Genomic DNA, 20,741 nt, shown 5'->3' on the forward strand with positions numbered 1-20,741 from the left:
AACCGATCCTGCATATTAAGGTAATTTGAGTATACAAGTAACCTAGATTCAGGTTACTTGTTAAAAATACTGATTAGTTACCAGTAGATTCTGGGCGGATTTTTTGCTGCACGCCTGTTAAGAAGTTACGTAATATTTGATCGTTACACACACGGAAGTGTTTGTTATCTGCTTTACGAGAAAAAGCACTTAGCTCATGCTTGCTTAGAATAAAATCAGTAACGGCGAGTGCATCAATAACGTCTTCAGCTTTCATGTTTAACGCTATGCGTAATTTCATTAAGATCATATTGTTATTGAGCTTATTCTCAGGCACTGGCTGCTCACCTTCACGTTTACCACGTTTAGTATTAATAAGGCCATTTAAGTAAGTCGCAAACTCAGTATCAGTAATCTCAATATAGCCTTCATCCCCTTCTTTACATAACCACGCAACAACTTGTTCCTTCGTTACTTGACAATCTGCCGCGGCAAAAATCTCAATCATTTTAGTATCAGATAAATCAAAGGTATAGCGAATGCGGCGTAAGATATCATTATTAGTCAAAGTAAATTCCAAGAGTAAAGGTATTGGTAACCAAGCAATTTTTTGCTGGTTTATTAAATAGCCACACAGTCTAACAGAGATAGCTTTATCCCACTATTGATTATTATTTTATAAAGTATGTGGCCATTTAAAGTATTCGATCTAGTTTCCTAGTACCTTCGCAGGGTCTACACGGGTAGCTTGCCAAGCAGGATAGATCGTTGCTAATACCGCAAGTACAAATGTAACAATAACCGTTACAACAATATCTTGCCATACTAACTTACTGGGTAAAAATTCAATAAAATAGACCCCTTCTAATGGGTTACTGCCAGCAAATTGACTAAGTAAAGTAAACAACTCGCTAATATTTAACGCGACAATCACACCAATAAAAGAGCCTAAAATAACCCCAATAAACGCTTGGCTTAAACCTTGAAGGATAAAGGTCGCTAGTATCGTACTGTCTTTCGCACCCATGGTCTTTAATATAGCAATATTAGCTTGTTTTTCTCGCACTTCCATGACTAACGATGAGACAATATTAAAACTCGCGACAGCGATAATTAAAAACACCACAATATAAACGATGGTTCTAACCATTTGTATATCTTGATATAAACTACCCTGCGTTCTAAACCAGCTAGAAATATACACATAATCATCTATTGTTTGGCCAACTCGCAACGCAATTTGATGTGCATAATAAACATCCGCTACAGCTAAGCGCAACCCAGTGACTTGCTGTGAGTCATAACCTAACACCCTTTGTGCTTTTTCAAGGTGAATAAATGCAGCGGAGCTATCGATTGGGCCGCCCATTTCAATTATCCCAGCCAGCGTCAAAGTAACTCTTTTCGGTGCTAAAATGTCGTTACTCGTTTGGTTAACTTGCGGGATCAATAACGTTATTAACTCCCCCTGCGTTACACCGAGCTGTTTAACGATTTGTTGACCTAAAATAACCTCATCAAAACCTAACTGGCTAACTAATTTACCTTTCGTGTATTGATTAACCGCCGACACTTTGCTCTCTAATGTAGGATCTATGCCACGCACTTCAACCGCTTTTAGTTCGCTTTTGTACTGCGCCATACCGTTAACGCTAATAAAAGGCGCGGCCCCAACCACATCTCGCTGCTGAGTAAGCTTTTGTACTTTATCAGGCCAATTATCGATAGGACGATTCGGTGCAACATATTCAACTTGCGGAACAACACTCAAAAGACGATGCACTAATTGTTGTTCAAATCCGTTAATCACTGAAAGCGCAATAATTAAAACTGCAACACCAAGTAAAATACCGACTGTTGATGCTTTAGCAATAAAACTAACAAACCCGTTCTTTTCGTCTTTACCGCCTGAGCTTGCTCTAAAACGCTTGCTCAAATAAGCACTAAGCAACATGACTTGCCTCTTTGATTGCTAATTTCCCATCATCAAGATAAGCAATTTTACCCAATTTATCAGCCAATTCTAAATCGTGTGTCACTACTACAAAACTGGTATTCAAACTGCTATTAAGTTCTTTGATCAAATCGTAAATTTTAATCGCATTTTGTTTGTCCAAGTTGCCCGTTGGTTCATCCGCTAATACTAATGCGGGCTCTGTTACAAGCGCGCGAGCAATGGCTACACGTTGACGTTCGCCGCCAGACAACATCGACGGTTTATGGCTACTACGATGCGATAAACCGACTTTATCTAACATAGCCAATGCCTTTAAATTTGCCTTTTTCGCGCTAAGGCCTTTAATCAATAATGGCATCGCTACATTTTCAACGGCATTAAACTCCATCAATAAATGATGAAATTGATAGATAAAACCTAAATGCTCATTACGAAACCTAGCCTGTTCAGCACGTGAAAGTTTAGCGACTTGTTGACCTTTAATTTTAGCCACTCCACTAGTTTGTGCATCTAAAGTACCCAGTATATGCAAAAGCGTACTTTTTCCAGACCCTGAGCTGCCGACAATAGCGAGCATTTCACCCTGCTGAAGAGATAAATCCACTCCTTTCAATACTGTAACTTCACTCGCACCATCTTGATATATTTTACTTAACTTCTCACATTGAATAACTAAATCATTCATATCGCAATACCTCTGCAGGACTAACATTGGCAGCTTTACGCGCCGGGTATAAAGTGGCTAAAAAGCTCATGGTAATACTACCAATGGCAATGAGGGATAAATTCATTACGTCAAATTTTACGGGTAAAGCAATGCCTGTTAATAAATTCAAACCTATCAAAGCTAATGTTTCATTAATATATGCACTTAATAGTAACCCGAATGCAGCGCCAATCCCTGTGCCAATTAAACCGTTGTAAAGACCTTGGATCATAAAAACTTGCTGTACTTGAGAAGGCGTCAGTCCTAAAGTCTGTAATATTGCAACTTCACTTTGTTTTTCACTGACCATCATAGTTAAAGCCGAAACAATATTAAATACAGCCACTAATACTATTAGCGCCAATAGCATCGACATAACGCGCTTTTCCATAGCCACGGCCGCAAATAAGGTGCCCTGCGATTGTCGCCAGTCTGTCACCTTATATTGACTTAAAAGCGCATTTGACGATGCAATAAATGCATCCAATTCAAAGGGGTCGTTTAGCGATATGCTTAAGTTAGGAGCGCTGCTGTCAGGGAGTTTTAATACCCGTTGCAATGATTCTCCACTTGTAAATGCAAGGCCCATATCGATTTCAGAACCAGTTTCATAAATCGCTGCAACGGTAAATAAACGTTGGCTTGGCACACGCCCTAATGGCGTGTAGGTTGATGCATTTGGCATAATTACACGCACTTTATCACCTAAGCCAATGCCTAGTTTGCGCGTTAAATAACGGCTAATAGCAATATTATAACGCGTCGCCATCACGACTTGCCAATTACCCTGAATGACTTTATCACTGATTTTATAAAGCGATGCATTTTCATCGTACAAGCCTTGTAACAGCACACCGTGCAAATCACGGTTTGTTTGTAAAATAGCTTCGCCATGACGATACAAGCTCGCCTGCTTAACAAAATCAGACACAACAACGTCTTTTTGTAGCTGGATCATATTAGTTTGAGTGTGCCCACTTGATGAGATTTCTACATGAGGGATCAATCCCAACATATTGCTCTTTAGGTTATCTTCAAAGCCATTCATCACTGAGCTGACGGTAAAAAGCGCCATTAAACCAATTGCAATACCAGCAATTGAGAAAAATGAAATAAAAGAGATAAAAGCATTCCCCTTAGAGGAACGACTATATCTCAGCCCGATAAACAGGCTAACAGGTTGAAACATAATTATTTATGATCGCATCTAATGCCAATTATGCCGTCATACTAGCATAAACTGTATTTATTTGGGTATCGTCAAAAGTGTAAAAAATAATTAAAAATCTGATACTTGATAATGCGTTTTTAAGTTAAAATACGCCAAATTACAAGATGAGGAACCCCGTTTTGTCTTTAAAGCGATTTAAACACGTAAATTTAAAAGGTGATTTATTTGGTGGTGTGACTACTGCTATTATTTCATTGCCTCTAGCGCTGGCCTTTGGTGTTGCCTCGGGTGCTGGTGCTGAAGCTGGTATGTGGGGCGCAATCCTCGTTGGTTTATTTGCCGCCCTTTTTGGTGGTTCTACTTCATTAATATCTGAACCGACCGGTCCAATGACCGTAATAATGACCGCCGTTTTAACCACTATGCTCGCCAGTTATCCTGAGCAAGGCCTCGCGATGGGCTTTACCGTTGTGATGATGGCAGGCGCTTTTCAAATAATGCTCGGCACTTTAAAGCTTGGCAAATATATTACGCTGATGCCCTATAGCGTTATTTCAGGTTTTATGTCTGGTATTGGGGTAATACTTATTATCTTACAGTTAGCGCCATTACTTGGTCACTCCTCCCCAGGTGGCGGCGTACTGGGTAATTTGGGCGCACTGCCTGATTTAGTTATGGATTTGCATTTCTCCGAATTATTTTTAGGGTTATGTACACTCGGTATTTTATTTTACCTACCGCAAAAATTTCGACAGTATGTGCCTGCCCAACTTGTTGCCCTTGTTGTGGTAACTATAGTCTCTATCTTAGTCTTCTCTACCGACGACATTCGCCGTATTGGTGTCATTCCAAGTGGCTTACCCAGTATTGTATTTCCAACTTTTACCGCCGATCTTTTTACTGAAATGGTTATTGATGCGCTTGTATTAGGTACTCTTGGTTGTATCGATACCCTATTAACCGCCGTCATTGGCGATAGTTTAACCCGTACCGAACATGACTCAGACAAAGAGCTGCGTGGCCAAGGTATTGCTAATATGGTTGCTGGTTTTTTTGGCGCACTTCCTGGTGCAGGTGCAACAATGGGCACCGTAGTCAATGTGCAAGTTGGCGCGCGATCCCCTCTGGCTGGGATCCTTCGGGCTGTGATCTTAATGGCTGTCGTGTTTGTGGCTGGCAGTTTAACCGAACCGATCCCTATGGCCGTACTTGCTGGTATTGCAGTGTATGTCGGCTTTAATATTCTTGATTGGAGCTTCATTCAACGCGCCCACAAACTGAGTATTTTACAAATGGCTATTATGTATGGTGTGATGCTGCTCACCGTATTTGTCGATTTAATTGTGGCGGTAGGTCTTGGCGTATTTATTTCAAATATTATTGTGATCGAACGACTTAGCCGAGAACAAGCCAAACATGTAAAAGCGATTAGTGACGCCGATGACGATGATGTACCTCTTGCCGTTGAAGAGCGTGAACTTCTAGAACGAGCTCAAGGAAAACTGCTGTTTTTCTACTTATCAGGCCCGATGATATTTAGCGTATCAAAAGCAATTGCACGCCAACATCGTCACATTAGTGAATATGAAGCCATGGTGCTTGATTTGTCTGATGTACAGATGCTTGATGTTACAGTGTCTTTAGCCATTGAAAATGCAATTCAAGATGCGTTAGATGCCAATTGTGACGTTTTCATTTACTCACCAAATCGTGATACCAGTGAACAACTAAAACGACTACAAATAAAAGATAAGCTGCCTACAAATGCTTTTTGTATCAGTCGAAGCGAAGCCCTCAATAAGGCACTTGTGAGTATGCAAAGTGTTGAGCAGGATATCTCTACTGTTATAAATTAAACTAAGCTAAGCGCTGCTACTAAATGATCGAGCAGCGCTTTCACATTAGTCGCAACAAACTGCCGTGGAGGGTATACGCCCCATACACCTTCAGGCTTTGGTTGGTTATTCGTTAGGATAGGCACTAAATTCCCCTCAGCTAAATCCTTTTCAATGTAATAATTAGGTAATTGAACAATACCAAGGCCTTTTTTTGCTGCGTCCGCCAATGCCCAGCCACTATTACACTGTAACCGCCCTGCTATTTTAATATGCTTATCACGCCCTTGTTCACATACTCGCCAATAACTGCTATTACCCACTAAGCATTGATGTTGTTGTAATTCCGCTAATGTATGAGGCTCTCCGAAGCGTTCTAAATACGCTTTTGAACAACAGATCACAAAATGACGCGCACTTAAGCGCCGTGCTTTTAAACTAGAGTCTTTTAAATGACCAAGGCGAATAGCTAAATCAAACCCACCTTCAAGTAAATTTTCTTGCTCATTACTCAGTGACATCACCACTTCTAAATCTGGATACTGCTGCATAAACGTATGCACCGCCGGCATTACAAATGTTTCGCCATACATTACAGGCGCTGTGAGTTTAATTTTACCTTTTGGCGTACTTTGTTGCTCTGCCAATAGCGCTGTTGCATCATCCATTGCGTGTTGTAAATGCTTAGTTTGATGTAAAAATGCTTCGCCTTCTTTGGTCAGTACCACTTTGCGCGTCGTACGCGTTAACAATTGCGTATTTAAGCGTTGCTCTAATTGCGTTACTTGTCGACTAATATGTGCAACGGAAACCCCTAATACTACGCTAGCACGAGTAAAACTTCCCTCTTCACCCACTGCGATAAACTCATCTATACCTAACCAACGACTCATTATTACCATACTGTAAAAGTGTTTTATTAAAATGAAGATTAACATTGTTTGAGAAACAAATAAAATAGCGTCATTGTTTTTAAGCACTGTATATAAGAGAGTCACTATGTCTGAATTTATAAAATCTAAAGCAGCTATCGCTTGGGGCCCGAATCAACCACTGTCAGTTGAAGAAGTGGATGTGATGATGCCTAAAAAAGGCGAAGTAATGGTAAAAATTACCGCAACAGGTGTATGCCATACTGATGCATTTACTTTATCTGGTGCTGATCCTGAAGGGATTTTCCCAGCGATTCTAGGCCATGAAGGCGCTGGTGTGGTTTATGCAATTGGCGAAGGAGTTACAAGTGTATCGGTAGGCGATCATGTTATTCCTTTATACACTGCTGAATGTGGTGAGTGTAAAATGTGCACGTCAGGTAAAACAAATTTATGTTCAGCTGTGCGTGAAACCCAAGGTAAAGGCTTAATGCCTGATGGCACCACACGTTTTTATAAAGACGGTCAGCCAATCTATCATTATATGGGTTGCTCTACGTTTTCTGAATACACCGTACTGCCTGAAATCTCTTTGGCTAAAGTGAATAAAGCAGCATCGCTTGAAGAAATATGCTTACTCGGTTGTGGTGTAACAACGGGCATGGGCGCAGTTACAAATACTGCAAAAGTACAAGCTGGCGACACGGTTGCGATATTTGGTTTAGGTGGGATTGGTCTATCTGCCATTATTGGTGCAAAAATGGCTGGTGCTTCTCGTATCATCGGTGTCGACATCAACACCAGTAAATTTGATCTTGCCACCAAGTTAGGTGCTACAGATTTAATCAATCCAAAAGATTATGACAAACCAATTCAAGACGTAATTGTTGAAATGACCGACGGCGGTGTTGATTACTCATTTGAGTGCATTGGTAACGTTGATGTTATGCGCTCAGCCCTTGAGTGCTGCCATAAAGGCTGGGGGGAGTCGGTGATCATTGGTGTTGCTGGTGCAGGTCAAGAAATTTCAACTCGCCCATTCCAACTAGTCACAGGCCGCGTATGGCGTGGTAGCGCATTTGGTGGCGTAAAAGGTCGTTCACAACTACCCGACATTGTTGAACGTTACATGGCCGGTGAGTTTGCGCTAAATGACTTTATCACTCATACCATGGGCCTTGAAGACATAAATGAAGCGTTTGATTTAATGCATGAAGGTAAAAGCATTCGAACTGTTATTCATTACTAAATTAATTGGCTGCATCGCACTGCAGTGTAGCCGTTAACAAAGAGAGAGTTATGTTAGATAATTTAAGCGCTACAAAAGTAAATGGTGGCTGGCATAAACAGTACAGCCATATTTCCACCAGCACTCATTGCCAAATGCGTTTTGCCATTTTTTTGCCACCAGGGGCCAGCCAAACCAATAAAGTGCCTGTGTTGTATTGGTTATCAGGCTTAACGTGTACTGACGAAAACTTTATGCAAAAAGCCGGTGCACTTAAAAAAGCGGCAGAGCTTGGCATAGCAATCGTTGCACCTGATACTAGCCCTCGCGGTGATAATGTCCCCGACCTAGACAGCTATGATTTTGGCCAAGGTGCAGGCTTTTACCTAAATGCGACACAAGCTCCCTATAACACGCACTACAACATGTACGATTATATTGTTCATGAATTGCCAGCGCTTGTTGAGCAGCACTTCCCCGTGACGACTAAAAAAGCCATTAGTGGTCATTCTATGGGTGGTCATGGTGCAATGGTCATTGCACTACGTAATCCAAAAAGTTACACCAGTGTGTCAGCATTTAGCCCAATTACAAACCCAATTAATTGCCCTTGGGGACATAAAGCTTTTAGCTTGTATTTAGGTGATGATCAAATGAAGTGGGCTAATTACGACAGCTGTGAACTTATGAAAAATACGAGCAGCGATGACTTTTTACCCATGCGTGTTGATCAAGGTGATGCCGATAGCTTTTTAATCGATCAACTTAAGCCAGAAAACCTAACAGCCGTTGCTAAACAGATAAACTTTCCGCTTACACTACATATGCAGGCAGGCTATGATCATAGCTACTATTTTATAAGCAGCTTTATTGACGAACACTTATCATTTCATCATAGTCATTTGCGTAGCTGATTTTTTTATTCACATGGGGTTTTTCAATTGTAACGTCTTGGCATTCTTTAATTGTTCGAGAAATACGCCTGCAAACATTCAATGTCTGCGGTTTAATTTGATCTTTAATAAACCCCACTACAGCACTGTCTATTTGAAACCCTAACTCAGAAAAAGAAAGGGTGTTTACATCACCATCAACAATAAATGTTTTGGGTTCGGTATGCGGCCCCGATTGCGCAAGATCAGCATCATAATTCTCATCAGCTTTAGAGTAAGCGGTACCATCAATTAATACACCCGCCACTGTACAGCCTGTAAGTAATTGGCATAATACCAAGGCACTAAAAATAAGTCTTAACATAATACAAACAACCTTCTATAAATTTAAACTCCATCTGACATGACTATAAACGAATTAAGTAAAAACACTGTTAAAAACTGTAAGAGGAATTAATTAATTGAATATGCTATACTTTCGTCGAAATTTTATTTCTATGTACACTCAATAATTCCGGGGAATATCAATGTCCACCACAGAAGAAAAATCCAAACTCAATCCACCTGTATTTTACACAGCCTCCGCGCTGATTATTATGCTCGTGCTATTTACTGCATTAGCCCCACAAAGTGCTGATGTCTTTTTTAACGGCTTACAAAGTGTCATTGTGCAAAATGCCAGTTGGTTCTATGTACTTACCGTTGCCATTATTTTGATCACCGTCGTTTTTTTAGGCTTGTCGCGTTACGGTAACATTAAACTTGGCCCTGATCATTCAACACCTGACTACAACCACATGACTTGGTTTTCTATGCTCTTTAGTGCGGGTATGGGGATAGGCCTGATGTTTTTTGGCGTAGCCGAACCTGTGATGCACTATATGAATCCACCTACAGGTGATGCTGCGACTGTTGAAGCTGCACGTGAAGCGATGAAAATCACCTTCTTCCATTGGGGATTACATGCATGGGGAATTTATGCGATTGTCGCATTAATATTAGCTTTTTTTAGCTACCGACATGGCCTGCCATTAACTCTGCGCTCTGCGCTATACCCCCTTATTGGCGATAAAATATATGGTCCGATCGGCCATGCGGTTGATATTTTTGCCGTTATAGGTACCGTGTTTGGTGTTGCAACATCCTTAGGCTATGGCGTATTACAGGTAAACTCCGGACTCAATTACTTATTTGATGTCCCTGTAGGCATTGTTACCCAAGTCATTCTTATTGCCGCAGTCACCGGTTTGGCAATTGTCTCTGTCACAACCGGCCTTGATAAAGGTATTCGCCGTTTGTCAGAGCTAAACATGGGCCTTGCGGTCATCATGTTGCTATTTGTATTAATACTTGGTCCTACTGTTTATTTGTTACAAGCTTTTGTACAGAACGTGGGCTCTTATGCTTCAGATATAGTCAGTCATACTTTTAACTTATTTGCCTACGAAAAAACTGAATGGATGGGCGGCTGGACTATTTTATATTGGGGTTGGTGGATGTCTTGGGCACCGTTTGTTGGCTTGTTTATAGCCCGAGTTTCCCGTGGTCGTACAATCCGTGAATTTGTTATGGGTGTACTCTTTATTCCAACTGGCTTTACCCTTATGTGGATGACATTCTTTGGAAACTCAGCCATTGATTTGATCATGAATCAAGGCGTTGCCAGTTTAGGTGAAGCGGTTTCAAAAGATGTTGCGATTTCTATTTTTGCATTTTTAGAAAACTTCCCAATGTCAGGAATTTTATCATTCATTGCCACTTGTATGGTTATTGTATTTTTTGTTACATCGTCTGACTCAGGCTCAATGGTGGTCGACATGTTATGTTCAAATGGTAAAGACAACACACCTATGTGGCAGCGTATTTATTGGGCTGGTGGCGAAGGTGTTGTTGCTGCCGTCTTGCTCATGGTTGGCGGTTTAGGTGCTCTTCAAACCATGACTATAGCCAGTGCCCTGCCCTTTGCAGTTGTACTGCTAATAGCGACGTATGGCTTGATAAAAGCATTACGGGTAGACATTGCTAAACGTGAAAGTTTACAAATGAACATAGCCCCTATAGCCCCCACTTTACCAGGCAGCGAAGGTGCAAGTTGGCAAGAGCGACTAAATAATATTGTTGATTTTCCTAACAAAGCCAATGTAAACCGTTTCGTTAAATCAATTGCGTTACCAGCAATGGAAAATGTCTCTAAAGAGCTTAAAACACATAGTCTTGATGTTGAAATTGACTTAGAGCAACTTGAACGCGGGCATGTTAGTTTAAAAGTATTGCTTGGCGAGGAAATTGACTTTTTATACGAAGTTAAACGCCGATCATATGAAAAACCATCTTATACACAAGATGAAGATGAAGATGACGACAGTGATAATAATTACTATCGAGCAGAAGTTCATTTACGTGAAGGCGGTCAAGATTACGATGTTATGGGCTGGTCTAAAGAAGCTGTGATCAATGATATTATCGACCAATATCATAAACATATGCACTTTTTACATACTCTTCGCTAACTTCCAATAGTGCTTTATACCAATCAGCGTAGATATGGGGTCTATTTAATTCGTTAAATTGTTCAAATATTTATGTAGATTGGTATAAATGTTACAGGAGTAAGCTTGCTTGTTCCTGTAACATTTATAGGTTTTTGATTTTATTTTATATTCAATAGCAGTCCTACCCAATAAGTAATATCCCCTCGCTAGTCTGTAAATATTACCTTGCTCAAATCCGTAGTAAATAATTAAAATATTGTAAGTAATTAATAATAAATGTTTTTATATTTGGTTCGTTCTTTGCTTACTCTATCAAGGGCTAAGATTAGATAGGATCAAAGATGGAACTCAACTTACAATGGCATGAAATAATCGATAACTTAATCCATTTAGGGATCGCCTACATGCTGGCATTACCTATGGCGTTCGACCGAGAGCGCTCAAATCATGGTGCAGGCCTGCGCACTTTTCCACTTGTTGCTGTCGCATCTTGTGGTTACGCTTTAGTTGGTATGTCTGTGCTTACTTCAACCGAAGCTGAGTCTAAAGTTCTCGAAGGTATAATCACCGGGATTGGCTTTATTGGCGGTGGAGCCATTTTAAAAAATAAAAATTCAACTTATGGCACAGCAACCGCCGCAAGCATATGGAATATGGGGTTAATTGGTATAGCAGTGGCATTTAGTCGTTACGAAATTGCCTTGCTGATGGCTATTATTAACTTTATAACCCTGCGTTATGTTAAAAGATTAAAGTAGCTTGGCCGTATTTTGCTAATTACAGATACAAAAAAACCGACCTAAGTCGGTTTTTCTAGCAATAATTTAGGTAACCCGAGCTTAGCTTACTTTACAGCTTGGAGCTTCGCTTGTTCTTGCTGACTTGCCATGAATTCATTAAATGTACCGTGGAAATTCACAACTTCTTTATCACGAATATCGATAATACGAGTCGCCAATGACGATACAAACTCACGGTCATGGCTTACAAAAATCAATGTGCCTTCGAAGCCTTTTAATGCATTGTTTAGCGCTTCAATAGCTTCCATATCCATGTGGTTGGTTGGCTCATCCATTATCAACACATTTACGTCTTGCATCATTAGTTTGCCAAATAATAAACGGTTTTTCTCACCGCCCGAACAGTTTTTAGCTTTCTTGTTAGAATCATCAGCAGTAAACAACAACCGTCCTAACATGCCGCGTACCATTAAGTCATTATGTTTGGCCGTACGCCATTGTGACATCCAATCAAATAAAGTTAAGTCATTATCAAAGTCTTTACTGCTATCTTGAGGGCAATAGCCTACAGATGCGTTTTCTGACCATTTAACCACGCCATGATTCGCTTCAAGCTCCCCCACTAAACAGCGAATGAAGGTTGATTTACCAACACCGTTTTCGCCGATGATGGCTAGTTTAGAACCAGCTTCTAAAATTAGCTCACCATTTTCAAACAATACTTCACCATCAAAACCATGACCAAAATCTTCTAAAATCAATGCTTGGCGGTGCATCTTTTTACCTTCATCAAAATACAGTGAAGGTGCCATGCGGCTAGATGATTTCACTTCATCTAAGCTAATTTTATCCATACGCTTTGCACGTGAACTCGCTTGTTTCGCTTTTGATGCGTTGGCACCAAAACGATTTACGAAATCTTGTAGCTCTTCAATCTCAGATTGCTTTTTGGCATTACCAGCGAGTAACTGATCACGAATAAGTGTTGATGCTTCAATGAATTTCTCATAGTTACCAGGGTAAATACGCAGTTCACCGTAATCAATATCGGCCATATGAGTACATACTGCATTTAAAAAATAACGGTCATGAGAAATAATAATCATGGTACATTTACGTTGGTTAAGTTCATGCTCTAACCAGCTGATTGTGTGGATGTCCAAGTTATTGGTTGGCTCATCCAGTAATAATATATCTGGATTTGCAAATAAAGCCTGCGCTAATAACACACGTAATTTCCAGCCAGGGGCGACTTGTGACATTAGACCAAAATGAAACTCTTCTTCTATACCTGCTTTTAATAAAATGTCACCTGCACGACTTTCCGCGCTGTAACCATCCATCTCTGCAAAAATACTTTCAAGCTCAGCGACTTTCATACCATCGGCTTCACTCATTTCAGGCAATGAATAAATACGGTCACGTTCTTGTTTAATTTCCCACAATGCAACGTCACCCATGATCACGGTATCAACCACTGAGTATTGCTCAAAAGCAAACTGATCTTGGCTCAAGTTACCTACTTTCAGACCTGGTCCAATTGACACATTACCTGATGTTGGAGCTAATGAACCATTTAGGATTTTCATAAAGGTCGACTTACCGCACCCATTTGCGCCAATTAGGCCATAACGATTGCCGTTACTAAATTTAGCAGAGATGTTTTCAAATAATGGTTCAGCACCAAACTGCATGGTGATATTAGCGGTAGAGATCAAGATGAATTTCCTAAGCACGTACTGTAGAGCACGCTATTTTTTATTTCAAAAAAAGCAGCCCTGACAATAGTCGGTGCGATTATACGGTATAAAGAGGACGCGAATTATACAGACGGCTAGCCCCACCTGTCGAGCACTGTCTGGGTTTGTATGCATTTTATTACGTTACTTTACGCTTATCTCGTAATTTACAGGGAAAGTACTCGTGGGTTTGCCCATAAAACCTAGTTTATAAATGCGAATGAAGCCACGCACCTTGGGTTTCACCGTGGTTTGTTTTTACATCATACGCAGCACTTGCTTTATTCAATTGTTCCACAATCTTATACGCTACAGTATTAGCATCATCAGATAAGGTCTTACAATCACGCTGAGGGCGCATGCTTTTTAGCGCATCCTCTATTTTTGAAGCAAAAGTAATAGCTAACTCACCGTGACCTTGTTCATGCAGAAGTAGCTTTGAATACCACGGTGCCCATACTGTGTTTACTTGCTGGCTATCAGAATCGAGTTCTGGCATTGTGTATTTAAGTTGTAATATTGTTTTTACACGCACTAGCCGGCATCGCTTCGCTGTTTTTTCCCAATTAAAGCGCCACCGTATGTCAAAACGTGTATAACCATGAAAAACCTTCCCGTTTTCTCTTATTGGCGATGCATGATTAACCGACTCTAGCAGTTTTTCTTTACTTGAGACTTTGACTTTATAGTAAGTCGTATGTTGTTCTATTACCTGTTCAGCTATTACTATAGGTGTAAATAAAAAGATTAAACTCAATATTATCAATCTCATACTACTATTTCCTTGTTAAATTTTTTAGCAAAAGAGATTGCTCAGGTTTTAATCTATCGGCATAGTTCAATTCTTTGCGATTCAAGTAACTTAAAATTATCAACGGGTTTTCACCCAGCCTATGCTTAACAAGTACCTGTTCCCTTTTACTATTTTAGATACTTGATGCTCCGATACATCAGGTCGAAAAAACTTGATTCGTTTAGTTTCAAATAGTGGTTTTTTACAAATAAAGTCTCCGCCTTGCTCTGCATTTTTTAAAATAATATTTAATCTATAGTGCCTACCACATTTAACTTTATCCGTATGAGGGGCTATCTCACTACCTTGTGGAAATTTAAGTAAGTAGGTATCAAACTTAATTGGCCACAACGCACCACATAGTAACATTTTGTCATAACCTGATTGCTGTCTACCGCGCTCCCATCTAAATAACCTGTTTAAAATAGACATATTCAACCCCCTTTATTATTTATTGCTGAGAAATTTCATAATACCAATTGTAGAACTACTAATTTATCATAACGATAAGAAAATGATTACGTTTTAACTAAAGTGGGTATAACACTGCTTGCAGGCTTTAGTCATTGAATAATATAACTTGCCTGTTCTTGTGATGATGCTGACAATAAAAACTCGCTATTGATAAACTCTTGGCCCTGCGTCTTGTAAAAAATAATTAATTCTGTGTTTCCCATGAATGAACCAAAAAGTAAAAGAAGCCAAACGGGCTCCTTTTAATCAAACTATGCTTTCACTTAAGCTTTAATATGCAACTAAACGTAAGCCCAACATAACCAACATAACAAGATTGGCTCCCACTGCGGCTAAGAAGAAGTAACTACGTGGGCTGGGGTTCTTTTCTGTTGCAATGCTATAGTAAAATACCATATGTAAAATACGGGCTACAACGTACACCCAAATACACATTGCAAAGATGGCACTGTGATACCCAATAATAAAAGAAAAAAGCACCGTCCCTAAAAATAAAGGGCTATTTTCAAGCGTGTTATGAAATGTACGATGCGCTCTAAAAATAAAGCTTTCGTGGCTTAGGGTATCATCAATTTTCCCTGGTATCGCATTTGGCTTGCTTGCTTTACTAAACGTTGCAATAGCCCATTGGATAAACAACATAATCAAATAGAGATAAAGCGCATAATAAGCCGATAAGGTAAGTTCAGTCATCAATATTCCTTTTTAGTCTTTGTACTTTAAGTAAAGCAAAACACAAGCCAATTATAACTGCATGATTTTAAATGCATTATGTTTTTACGGCGCAATTTTTTGTAAATCTGAGTTGATACTTTATAAAAGCTACATGGTTAACCTTAAATACATACCCAAGCCACCTCAAGATGCAGTTTCAGTTGGAATTAAAAGCGATTTAGACAAGGCATTGATTGCAAATAATGGTTGTTCCCTTGTTAAAATCATTCCCTTATTAAAGTAACGCAGTATAAATCGCTTTTAAACCAACCCGTTGGGCGTTCCACAGGCGCTTACTCTCATCGTTGTTACTTCTTAAAAGGGACTGCCATTATTGCAAAGTAACGCCTTAATATTAAACACCTGTGAAACGCTGAAGTCTGCATCTTGAGGTGGTTTGGGTATATAGCCTATACTTTTTAGAATTTAGTAATTATTTTATATTTTAAATCATTACGTTAGTCAGTTTTTTAAGCCGTGATTAGGCTAATTATTAATATTCCACATTTATACTTTCTGTAATAGCATCAGCAAAAACTATAGCTGGCCCCTTTATCAATCATGCTAGGGCGTGTTGACCTTTCGTGATTGATTTTGCAGCAGTCTATTTGGTATTTAGGCAAGGCAGCGCCTATGTCGTGTGGTTGCTCCCATAAATAGGCGATAACGCAGTATAAATGCCAAATATGCGCTGCCAAAGGGTTTTTCCTAGGGGCGATTAACTCTTTGTTGCATACACGGACGTAGATAAGGGGCGTGAGCAGGACGCGGAAGCTTTGCTCGATTTTTACTTATTCTCACATGGATGTGAGCCAGTAGAATAACGCAGGAGCAGTTATCGAGCCCGCTAGGTTACAAACCTCGCGCCGCGATTAAATCGCCCCTAGATTGAGCAAATTTCAATCCACAAAGGTCAACACGCCCTACCTAGTACCCATAAAATTTTAATAAACAGCCTAAACCTCACCGTTAGTTATAAAAATGCCTGATAATGTGATGGTTTGTGTTACTTTTATTGTTTGTGGTACATGCCACTAACACATTAGGAACTCATTTTATGGATCTTTTTCTTTGGCTTGGTATCGTTTTTTGCATTTCGCAATCAGCCATATTTTCAGGTCTAAATTTAGCTTTTTTCTCTTTGAGTCGTTTACAACTCGAAGTAGAGTCAACAAAAGGTAATAAAGATGCGAAAAAAATACTCGCATTGAGAGGTGACTCAAACTTCCTTTTAACCACTATTTTATGGGGTAATGTGGGTATCAATGTTTTATTGACCCTATTATCTGATTCTGCTTTAGCAGGTATCAGCGCCTTTTTATTCTCCACAATTGCAATCACCATTATTGGTGAAATTATTCCCCAAGCTTATTTTTCAAGAAACGCACTAAAAATGGGAAGTTTATTGTCCCCGGTAATCCGCTTTTATCAAATATTGTTTTATCCCGTTGCAAAGCCAACGGCTATTATATTAGATCTATGGCTAGGTAAAGAAGGCATTACCTACCTCGCTGAAAGCGAACTAAGCAGTATTATCAGAAAACACATTGAAGCCGAAGGTACCGATATCAATCATGTCGAAGGGATTGGCGCACTTAACTTCTTTAAACTAGATACCATAACCGTTGCTGATGAAGGCGAGTTAATTGATCCTGATTCAATTATCGCGCTAAAAACAAAAATGGATTTACCGATTATTCCTGATATTACAAATTCAGCAGAAGATCCCTTTTTAAAAAGTATTAATAAATCGGGTCATCGTTGGGTGGTAATCACCAATTTAGATGATGAACCTTTGCTGGTCGTGGATGCTGATGGTTTATTAAGAGCTGCCTTGTTTGAGTTTGATAGCTTTGACGCGTATCGTTTTTGTCACCGCCCTATTATTATTACTGATGATAAAACCAGTTTAAGTGACGCTGTGATAAAAATGAAAATGAGTCAATCGGTGGATAAAGCATTCGATGGTGCTATTGATCAAGATGTGTTGCTTGTTTGGGGAACTACAAACCGTATCATAACTGGCGCTGATATTTACGGCCGACTACTAAAGGGCATGCAGCCTCCTGAACTATTGTTACCCGCACAAAAACCAAACGTACAATAAACATAAATAAGCGAGCAGACGACTTATAGGCACTGGTTTTAATCAGTGCCTATAAGTGGTTTAACTACCACTTAAAAAAGTGATGCATTCAACCAAAGATGTACCATGATACTTGCGCCATAACCTAAAGCGATAACAGGTGTCCACTTTAAGTGTCCAAAAAATGTATAGTAACCGCGCGCTTGCCCCATTAAAGCAACCCCCGCCGCAGAGCCTATCGATAATAAGCTACCGCCTACACCTGCTGTAAGAGTGATCAAAAGCCACTGCCCGTGTGACATATCAGGCTCCATAGATAGTACCGCAAACATCACAGGTATATTATCAATGACTGCCGAGATCACACCAAGAAACACATTAGCTGTTGTTGTAGACCAGTTACCATAGAGCATTTCAGACATTAGATTTAAGTAGCCTAAAAAGCCTAAACCACCTACACACATTACAATCCCGTAAAAGAACAATAAAGTATCCCACTCGGCACGTGACACTTTACTAAACACATCAAATGGTACAACACTGCCAAGTTTGGCTAACCTGTCTTTGTCACCTAGCTGCTCCGCATGCGCTTTTTTGCGAGCAAGAGAACCAGGTAATGTCATTCTTAAAAAGTAACCAAAAAACTGTAAATATCCTAACCCCATCATCATGCCAAGCACTGGAGGCAAATGTAAAAAACTATGGCACGCAACGGCTGTAGCTATTGTTAATAAAAATAAAACCAAAATTCTAACTGCACCACGCTTAAGCTCAACTTCTTCGTACTTTGCGGTGGGTTGTTTATCAGCAACATAAAAGCTCATTATTGCCGCAGGGACAAGGTAGTTCACTAACGAGGGTAAAAATAAGACTAAAAATTCATTAAAATGGACTAACCCAGCCTGCCAGACCATTAACGTGGTTATATCGCCAAACGGGCTAAATGCCCCACCCGCATTGGCTGCAATCACAATATTTATACAGCTGAGGTTAATAAATGGTTTATCACCTTCAGCCACTTTCATTACTACCGCGCACATTAGTAACGCCGTTGTCAGGTTATCTGCGATCGGTGATATAAAGAACGCTAGAAATCCGGTGATCCAAAATAAATTTTTATAATTAAATCCTTTGCGTATCATCCAAGAGCGTAAAGCGTCGAACACACCTCGTTCTTCCAGTGCGTTGATATACGTCATCGCCACTAGTAAAAACAGCATTAGCTCAGCAAACTCAAGTAAGTTGTGTCTAAATGCGACTTCCGTAATACCAGGGATATCATGGTTTACATAGTATGCGCCAATCAATATCCAGATTAATCCCGCTGCAACGAGTACTGGTTTAGATTTTCTTAAATGTAGTTTTTCTTCGAGCATAACCACTGCATAAGCAATACAAAATATAATAATGCAAAGTAACCCAATATTAGATGTTGTTAGGTCTAATTGTCCGTCTGCCGCCCACGCAGGGGAGCAAAATAACAATAAAACCACACTCAAAAGGTTAAATCCTCGTAACAAAGTATTCACGTAACACGTCCTGTTTTAATTTCAAAAGCTGTTTTTTTAATACGCATTGATCAATTCATATATTTTTATTTATCATTCTTATGATTGATCAATTGTTATAAAAAAGTTGAAATAAGGTATCACAATAAAATGGCGTGGCAATTATACTCAAGTCTAAATTTGCATTAATAACAGCGATATTACTGAGCGCAACGGTGGGTAGAACAAGTGGGGATAAACATTAATGATAGCTCTCTAATGCATAAAAATTTCCTCTCGCGCTATTTTATAGACTCACTAATAAATCAATAATTATGAGGCTCTGCAAACTTAGAAGAGTATTCTACGTATAATATATACCCGAGGTGAGTGTCGTTGGAATTAAAGCTATTTAGACAAGGCATTGATTGCAGAGAATGGTTATTCCTTTATTAAAATCAATAACGCAGTATAAATTTTTTTAAACCAAGCTCTTGGGCGTTTCACAGGGACTTACTCTCTGCGTTGTTACTTCTTAAAATGAACTACTTCTTAAAATGGACAGCCATTTTTTCAAAGTAACATTTTGATATTAAGCCCTTGTAAAACGCTGAATTCTGCACCTTAAGCTGGTTTGGATATACAACGCGCAACCTATTCAATTCTAGTTATAACCAGCCACGACTATGCTAATCTAGTTTATTCAATTCTTTTTCGTAACCAATAATCAAGGCTTACAAAACGCCCACCACCCGTAAAAAATAAGCTTAATAGCATGGCAAAATAGATCGCAGAAAATTCGATGCCATTATTTAAAATTGATGGTTTGCCTTTTTCATATAAATAATCAGGAAAGCCATGCTCTTCGACTAATCCACGAATTTTTTCAATACGATCTTTCACTTCAAGAGAGTTATCTAAGCTTTCTTTAGCACCGGGAATAGCTAACCAATCAAGCACTTGTGCCGCACTTGTCTCCGGGTTTGTTGGCGCAATAGCAAACCAGCCGTTATGCCAATGCACACTCGTTGCTGCAACAACCATGGTAAACATCAGTGGAATAGCAACTAAACGTGTTAATAAACCAACTAACAAAAGCCATCCACCCAAGAACTCACTCCAACCAGCTAAAAATGCGAGCAAACCTGGAAATGGCAAGCCTAAACCCCAGTCTGGATTACCAAACCATGCGACGACATCGGGTGAAGCTAAAAATAATTCAAAAAAACCTGACGTATCACCACTAATTGCAAGTTTGTTATACCCAGCAATGATCATCACAGGCGCAAGAATAAGCCTAAAAAGTAATGCAGGAGCGCCATCTAAAACGGCAAGTTTAGTAAAGATAGAGTGGTATAAAGATATGATTTTATTTTTCATTTCAGTCCTTCTCAAAACGTTTAAGTTAGTTATAGTCTATAAATCACTTAGACCGCCATGAGCAGTTGCTTATTTCAACCAACAACCAGAAAAAATATAAATTAACATTCAAGTGCAATAAGGTGTGCGTATGTGGGGTTTAATTCTACAACAATGCGAATATTTAAGCTTTAAATGAGCTAATAATCACATATA

Annotated in this window: 18 protein-coding genes; 6 read left to right on the plus strand and 12 right to left on the minus strand. The window is 39.5% G+C overall.

The features are described from left to right. Nucleotides 1–73 precede the first annotated feature (73 nt). The 4 genes from HH219_RS10110 to HH219_RS10125 all read right to left on the minus strand — a co-directional run bounded on the left by HH219_RS10110 (nucleotide 74) and on the right by HH219_RS10125 (nucleotide 3,831). Entirely contained in the window at nucleotides 74–547 is a 474-nt protein-coding gene (locus HH219_RS10110; protein WP_054203611.1) for a DUF1456 family protein, read from the minus strand. A gap of 141 nt (nucleotides 548–688) precedes the next feature. Then, nucleotides 689–1,933: a lipoprotein-releasing ABC transporter permease subunit gene (locus HH219_RS10115; RefSeq protein WP_169327378.1), complete on the minus strand. Its 1,245-nt coding sequence runs from the start codon at nucleotides 1,931–1,933 to the stop codon at nucleotides 689–691. After that, a complete protein-coding gene (lolD, locus tag HH219_RS10120; RefSeq protein ID WP_169327379.1) occupies nucleotides 1,923–2,621 on the minus strand; it encodes a lipoprotein-releasing ABC transporter ATP-binding protein LolD in 699 nt (232 codons plus the stop codon). Before lolD ends, HH219_RS10115 begins: the two co-directional genes overlap by 11 nt. Beyond that, a complete protein-coding gene (locus tag HH219_RS10125) occupies nucleotides 2,614–3,831 on the minus strand; it encodes a lipoprotein-releasing ABC transporter permease subunit (RefSeq protein ID WP_169327380.1) in 1,218 nt (405 codons plus the stop codon). Before HH219_RS10125 ends, lolD begins: the two co-directional genes overlap by 8 nt. 146 nt (nucleotides 3,832–3,977) lie before the next feature. On the opposite strand from HH219_RS10125, the gene HH219_RS10130 reads away from it, so the two are divergent. After that, nucleotides 3,978–5,669 (plus strand): SulP family inorganic anion transporter, encoded by a 1,692-nt coding sequence (locus tag HH219_RS10130; RefSeq protein ID WP_169327381.1) that lies wholly within the window; start codon nucleotides 3,978–3,980, stop codon nucleotides 5,667–5,669. Here the strand turns inward: HH219_RS10130 and HH219_RS10135 are convergent. After that, nucleotides 5,666–6,541, minus strand: coding sequence for a LysR family transcriptional regulator (locus HH219_RS10135; RefSeq protein WP_170173584.1), 876 nt, complete (start codon nucleotides 6,539–6,541; stop codon nucleotides 5,666–5,668). The two genes, HH219_RS10130 and HH219_RS10135, sit on opposite strands and share 4 nt — an antisense overlap. A 106-nt stretch (nucleotides 6,542–6,647) precedes the next feature. Between HH219_RS10135 and HH219_RS10140 the strand changes: the two genes are divergently transcribed. Together HH219_RS10140 and fghA are read left to right on the plus strand one after the other, a co-directional pair. Beyond that, nucleotides 6,648–7,769: an S-(hydroxymethyl)glutathione dehydrogenase/class III alcohol dehydrogenase gene (locus HH219_RS10140; protein WP_054203606.1), complete on the plus strand. Its 1,122-nt coding sequence runs from the start codon at nucleotides 6,648–6,650 to the stop codon at nucleotides 7,767–7,769. Nucleotides 7,770–7,819: 50 nt separating this feature from the next. Next, complete coding sequence (fghA, locus tag HH219_RS10145; protein ID WP_169327382.1) at nucleotides 7,820–8,662, plus strand: S-formylglutathione hydrolase; 843 nt, start codon at nucleotides 7,820–7,822, stop codon at nucleotides 8,660–8,662. Here the strand turns inward: fghA and HH219_RS10150 are convergent. Continuing rightward, nucleotides 8,616–9,005 (minus strand): hypothetical protein, encoded by a 390-nt coding sequence (locus tag HH219_RS10150; protein WP_169327383.1) that lies wholly within the window; start codon nucleotides 9,003–9,005, stop codon nucleotides 8,616–8,618. The two genes, fghA and HH219_RS10150, sit on opposite strands and share 47 nt — an antisense overlap. Nucleotides 9,006–9,168: 163 nt before the next feature. Between HH219_RS10150 and betT the strand changes: the two genes are divergently transcribed. Next, nucleotides 9,169–11,151, plus strand: coding sequence for a choline BCCT transporter BetT (gene betT, locus HH219_RS10155; protein ID WP_082355617.1), 1,983 nt, complete (start codon nucleotides 9,169–9,171; stop codon nucleotides 11,149–11,151). 323 nt (nucleotides 11,152–11,474) lie between these two features. Further along, entirely contained in the window at nucleotides 11,475–11,891 is a 417-nt protein-coding gene (locus HH219_RS10160; protein ID WP_054203602.1) for an MgtC/SapB family protein, read from the plus strand. An 86-nt stretch (nucleotides 11,892–11,977) separates the two neighbouring features. Here HH219_RS10160 and HH219_RS10165 read toward each other — a convergent pair whose 3' ends face one another. The 4 genes from HH219_RS10165 to HH219_RS10180 form a co-directional block, all read right to left on the minus strand. Further along, the gene (locus HH219_RS10165; protein ID WP_169327384.1) at nucleotides 11,978–13,591 is read right to left on the minus strand and encodes an ABC-F family ATPase; all 1,614 of its coding nucleotides are present in this window, start codon (nucleotides 13,589–13,591) and stop codon (nucleotides 11,978–11,980) included. 229 nt (nucleotides 13,592–13,820) lie between these two features. After that, nucleotides 13,821–14,384: a DUF922 domain-containing protein gene (locus HH219_RS10170; RefSeq protein WP_169327385.1), complete on the minus strand. Its 564-nt coding sequence runs from the start codon at nucleotides 14,382–14,384 to the stop codon at nucleotides 13,821–13,823. 99 nt (nucleotides 14,385–14,483) lie between these two features. Further along, entirely contained in the window at nucleotides 14,484–14,837 is a 354-nt protein-coding gene (locus HH219_RS10175; protein WP_054204689.1) for a hypothetical protein, read from the minus strand. Nucleotides 14,838–15,149: 312 nt separating this feature from the next. Next, nucleotides 15,150–15,572, minus strand: coding sequence for an MAPEG family protein (locus HH219_RS10180; RefSeq protein WP_169327386.1), 423 nt, complete (start codon nucleotides 15,570–15,572; stop codon nucleotides 15,150–15,152). 1,078 nt (nucleotides 15,573–16,650) lie between these two features. On the opposite strand from HH219_RS10180, the gene HH219_RS10185 reads away from it, so the two are divergent. Beyond that, complete coding sequence (locus HH219_RS10185; RefSeq protein WP_169327387.1) at nucleotides 16,651–17,700, plus strand: CNNM domain-containing protein; 1,050 nt, start codon at nucleotides 16,651–16,653, stop codon at nucleotides 17,698–17,700. A gap of 71 nt (nucleotides 17,701–17,771) precedes the next feature. Here the strand turns inward: HH219_RS10185 and nhaD are convergent, their stop codons facing one another. Next, nucleotides 17,772–19,178 (minus strand): sodium:proton antiporter NhaD, encoded by a 1,407-nt coding sequence (gene nhaD, locus HH219_RS10190; protein WP_249118495.1) that lies wholly within the window; start codon nucleotides 19,176–19,178, stop codon nucleotides 17,772–17,774. Between the two features lie 687 nt (nucleotides 19,179–19,865). Next, on the minus strand, nucleotides 19,866–20,546 hold the full coding sequence (locus HH219_RS10195; protein WP_169327389.1) for a DoxX family protein: 681 nt from the start codon (nucleotides 20,544–20,546) through the stop codon (nucleotides 19,866–19,868). Nucleotides 20,547–20,741 lie beyond the last annotated feature (195 nt).

Source organism: Pseudoalteromonas sp. NEC-BIFX-2020_015, assembly GCF_012952265.1.
GTDB lineage: Bacteria > Pseudomonadota > Gammaproteobacteria > Enterobacterales > Alteromonadaceae > Pseudoalteromonas > Pseudoalteromonas neustonica.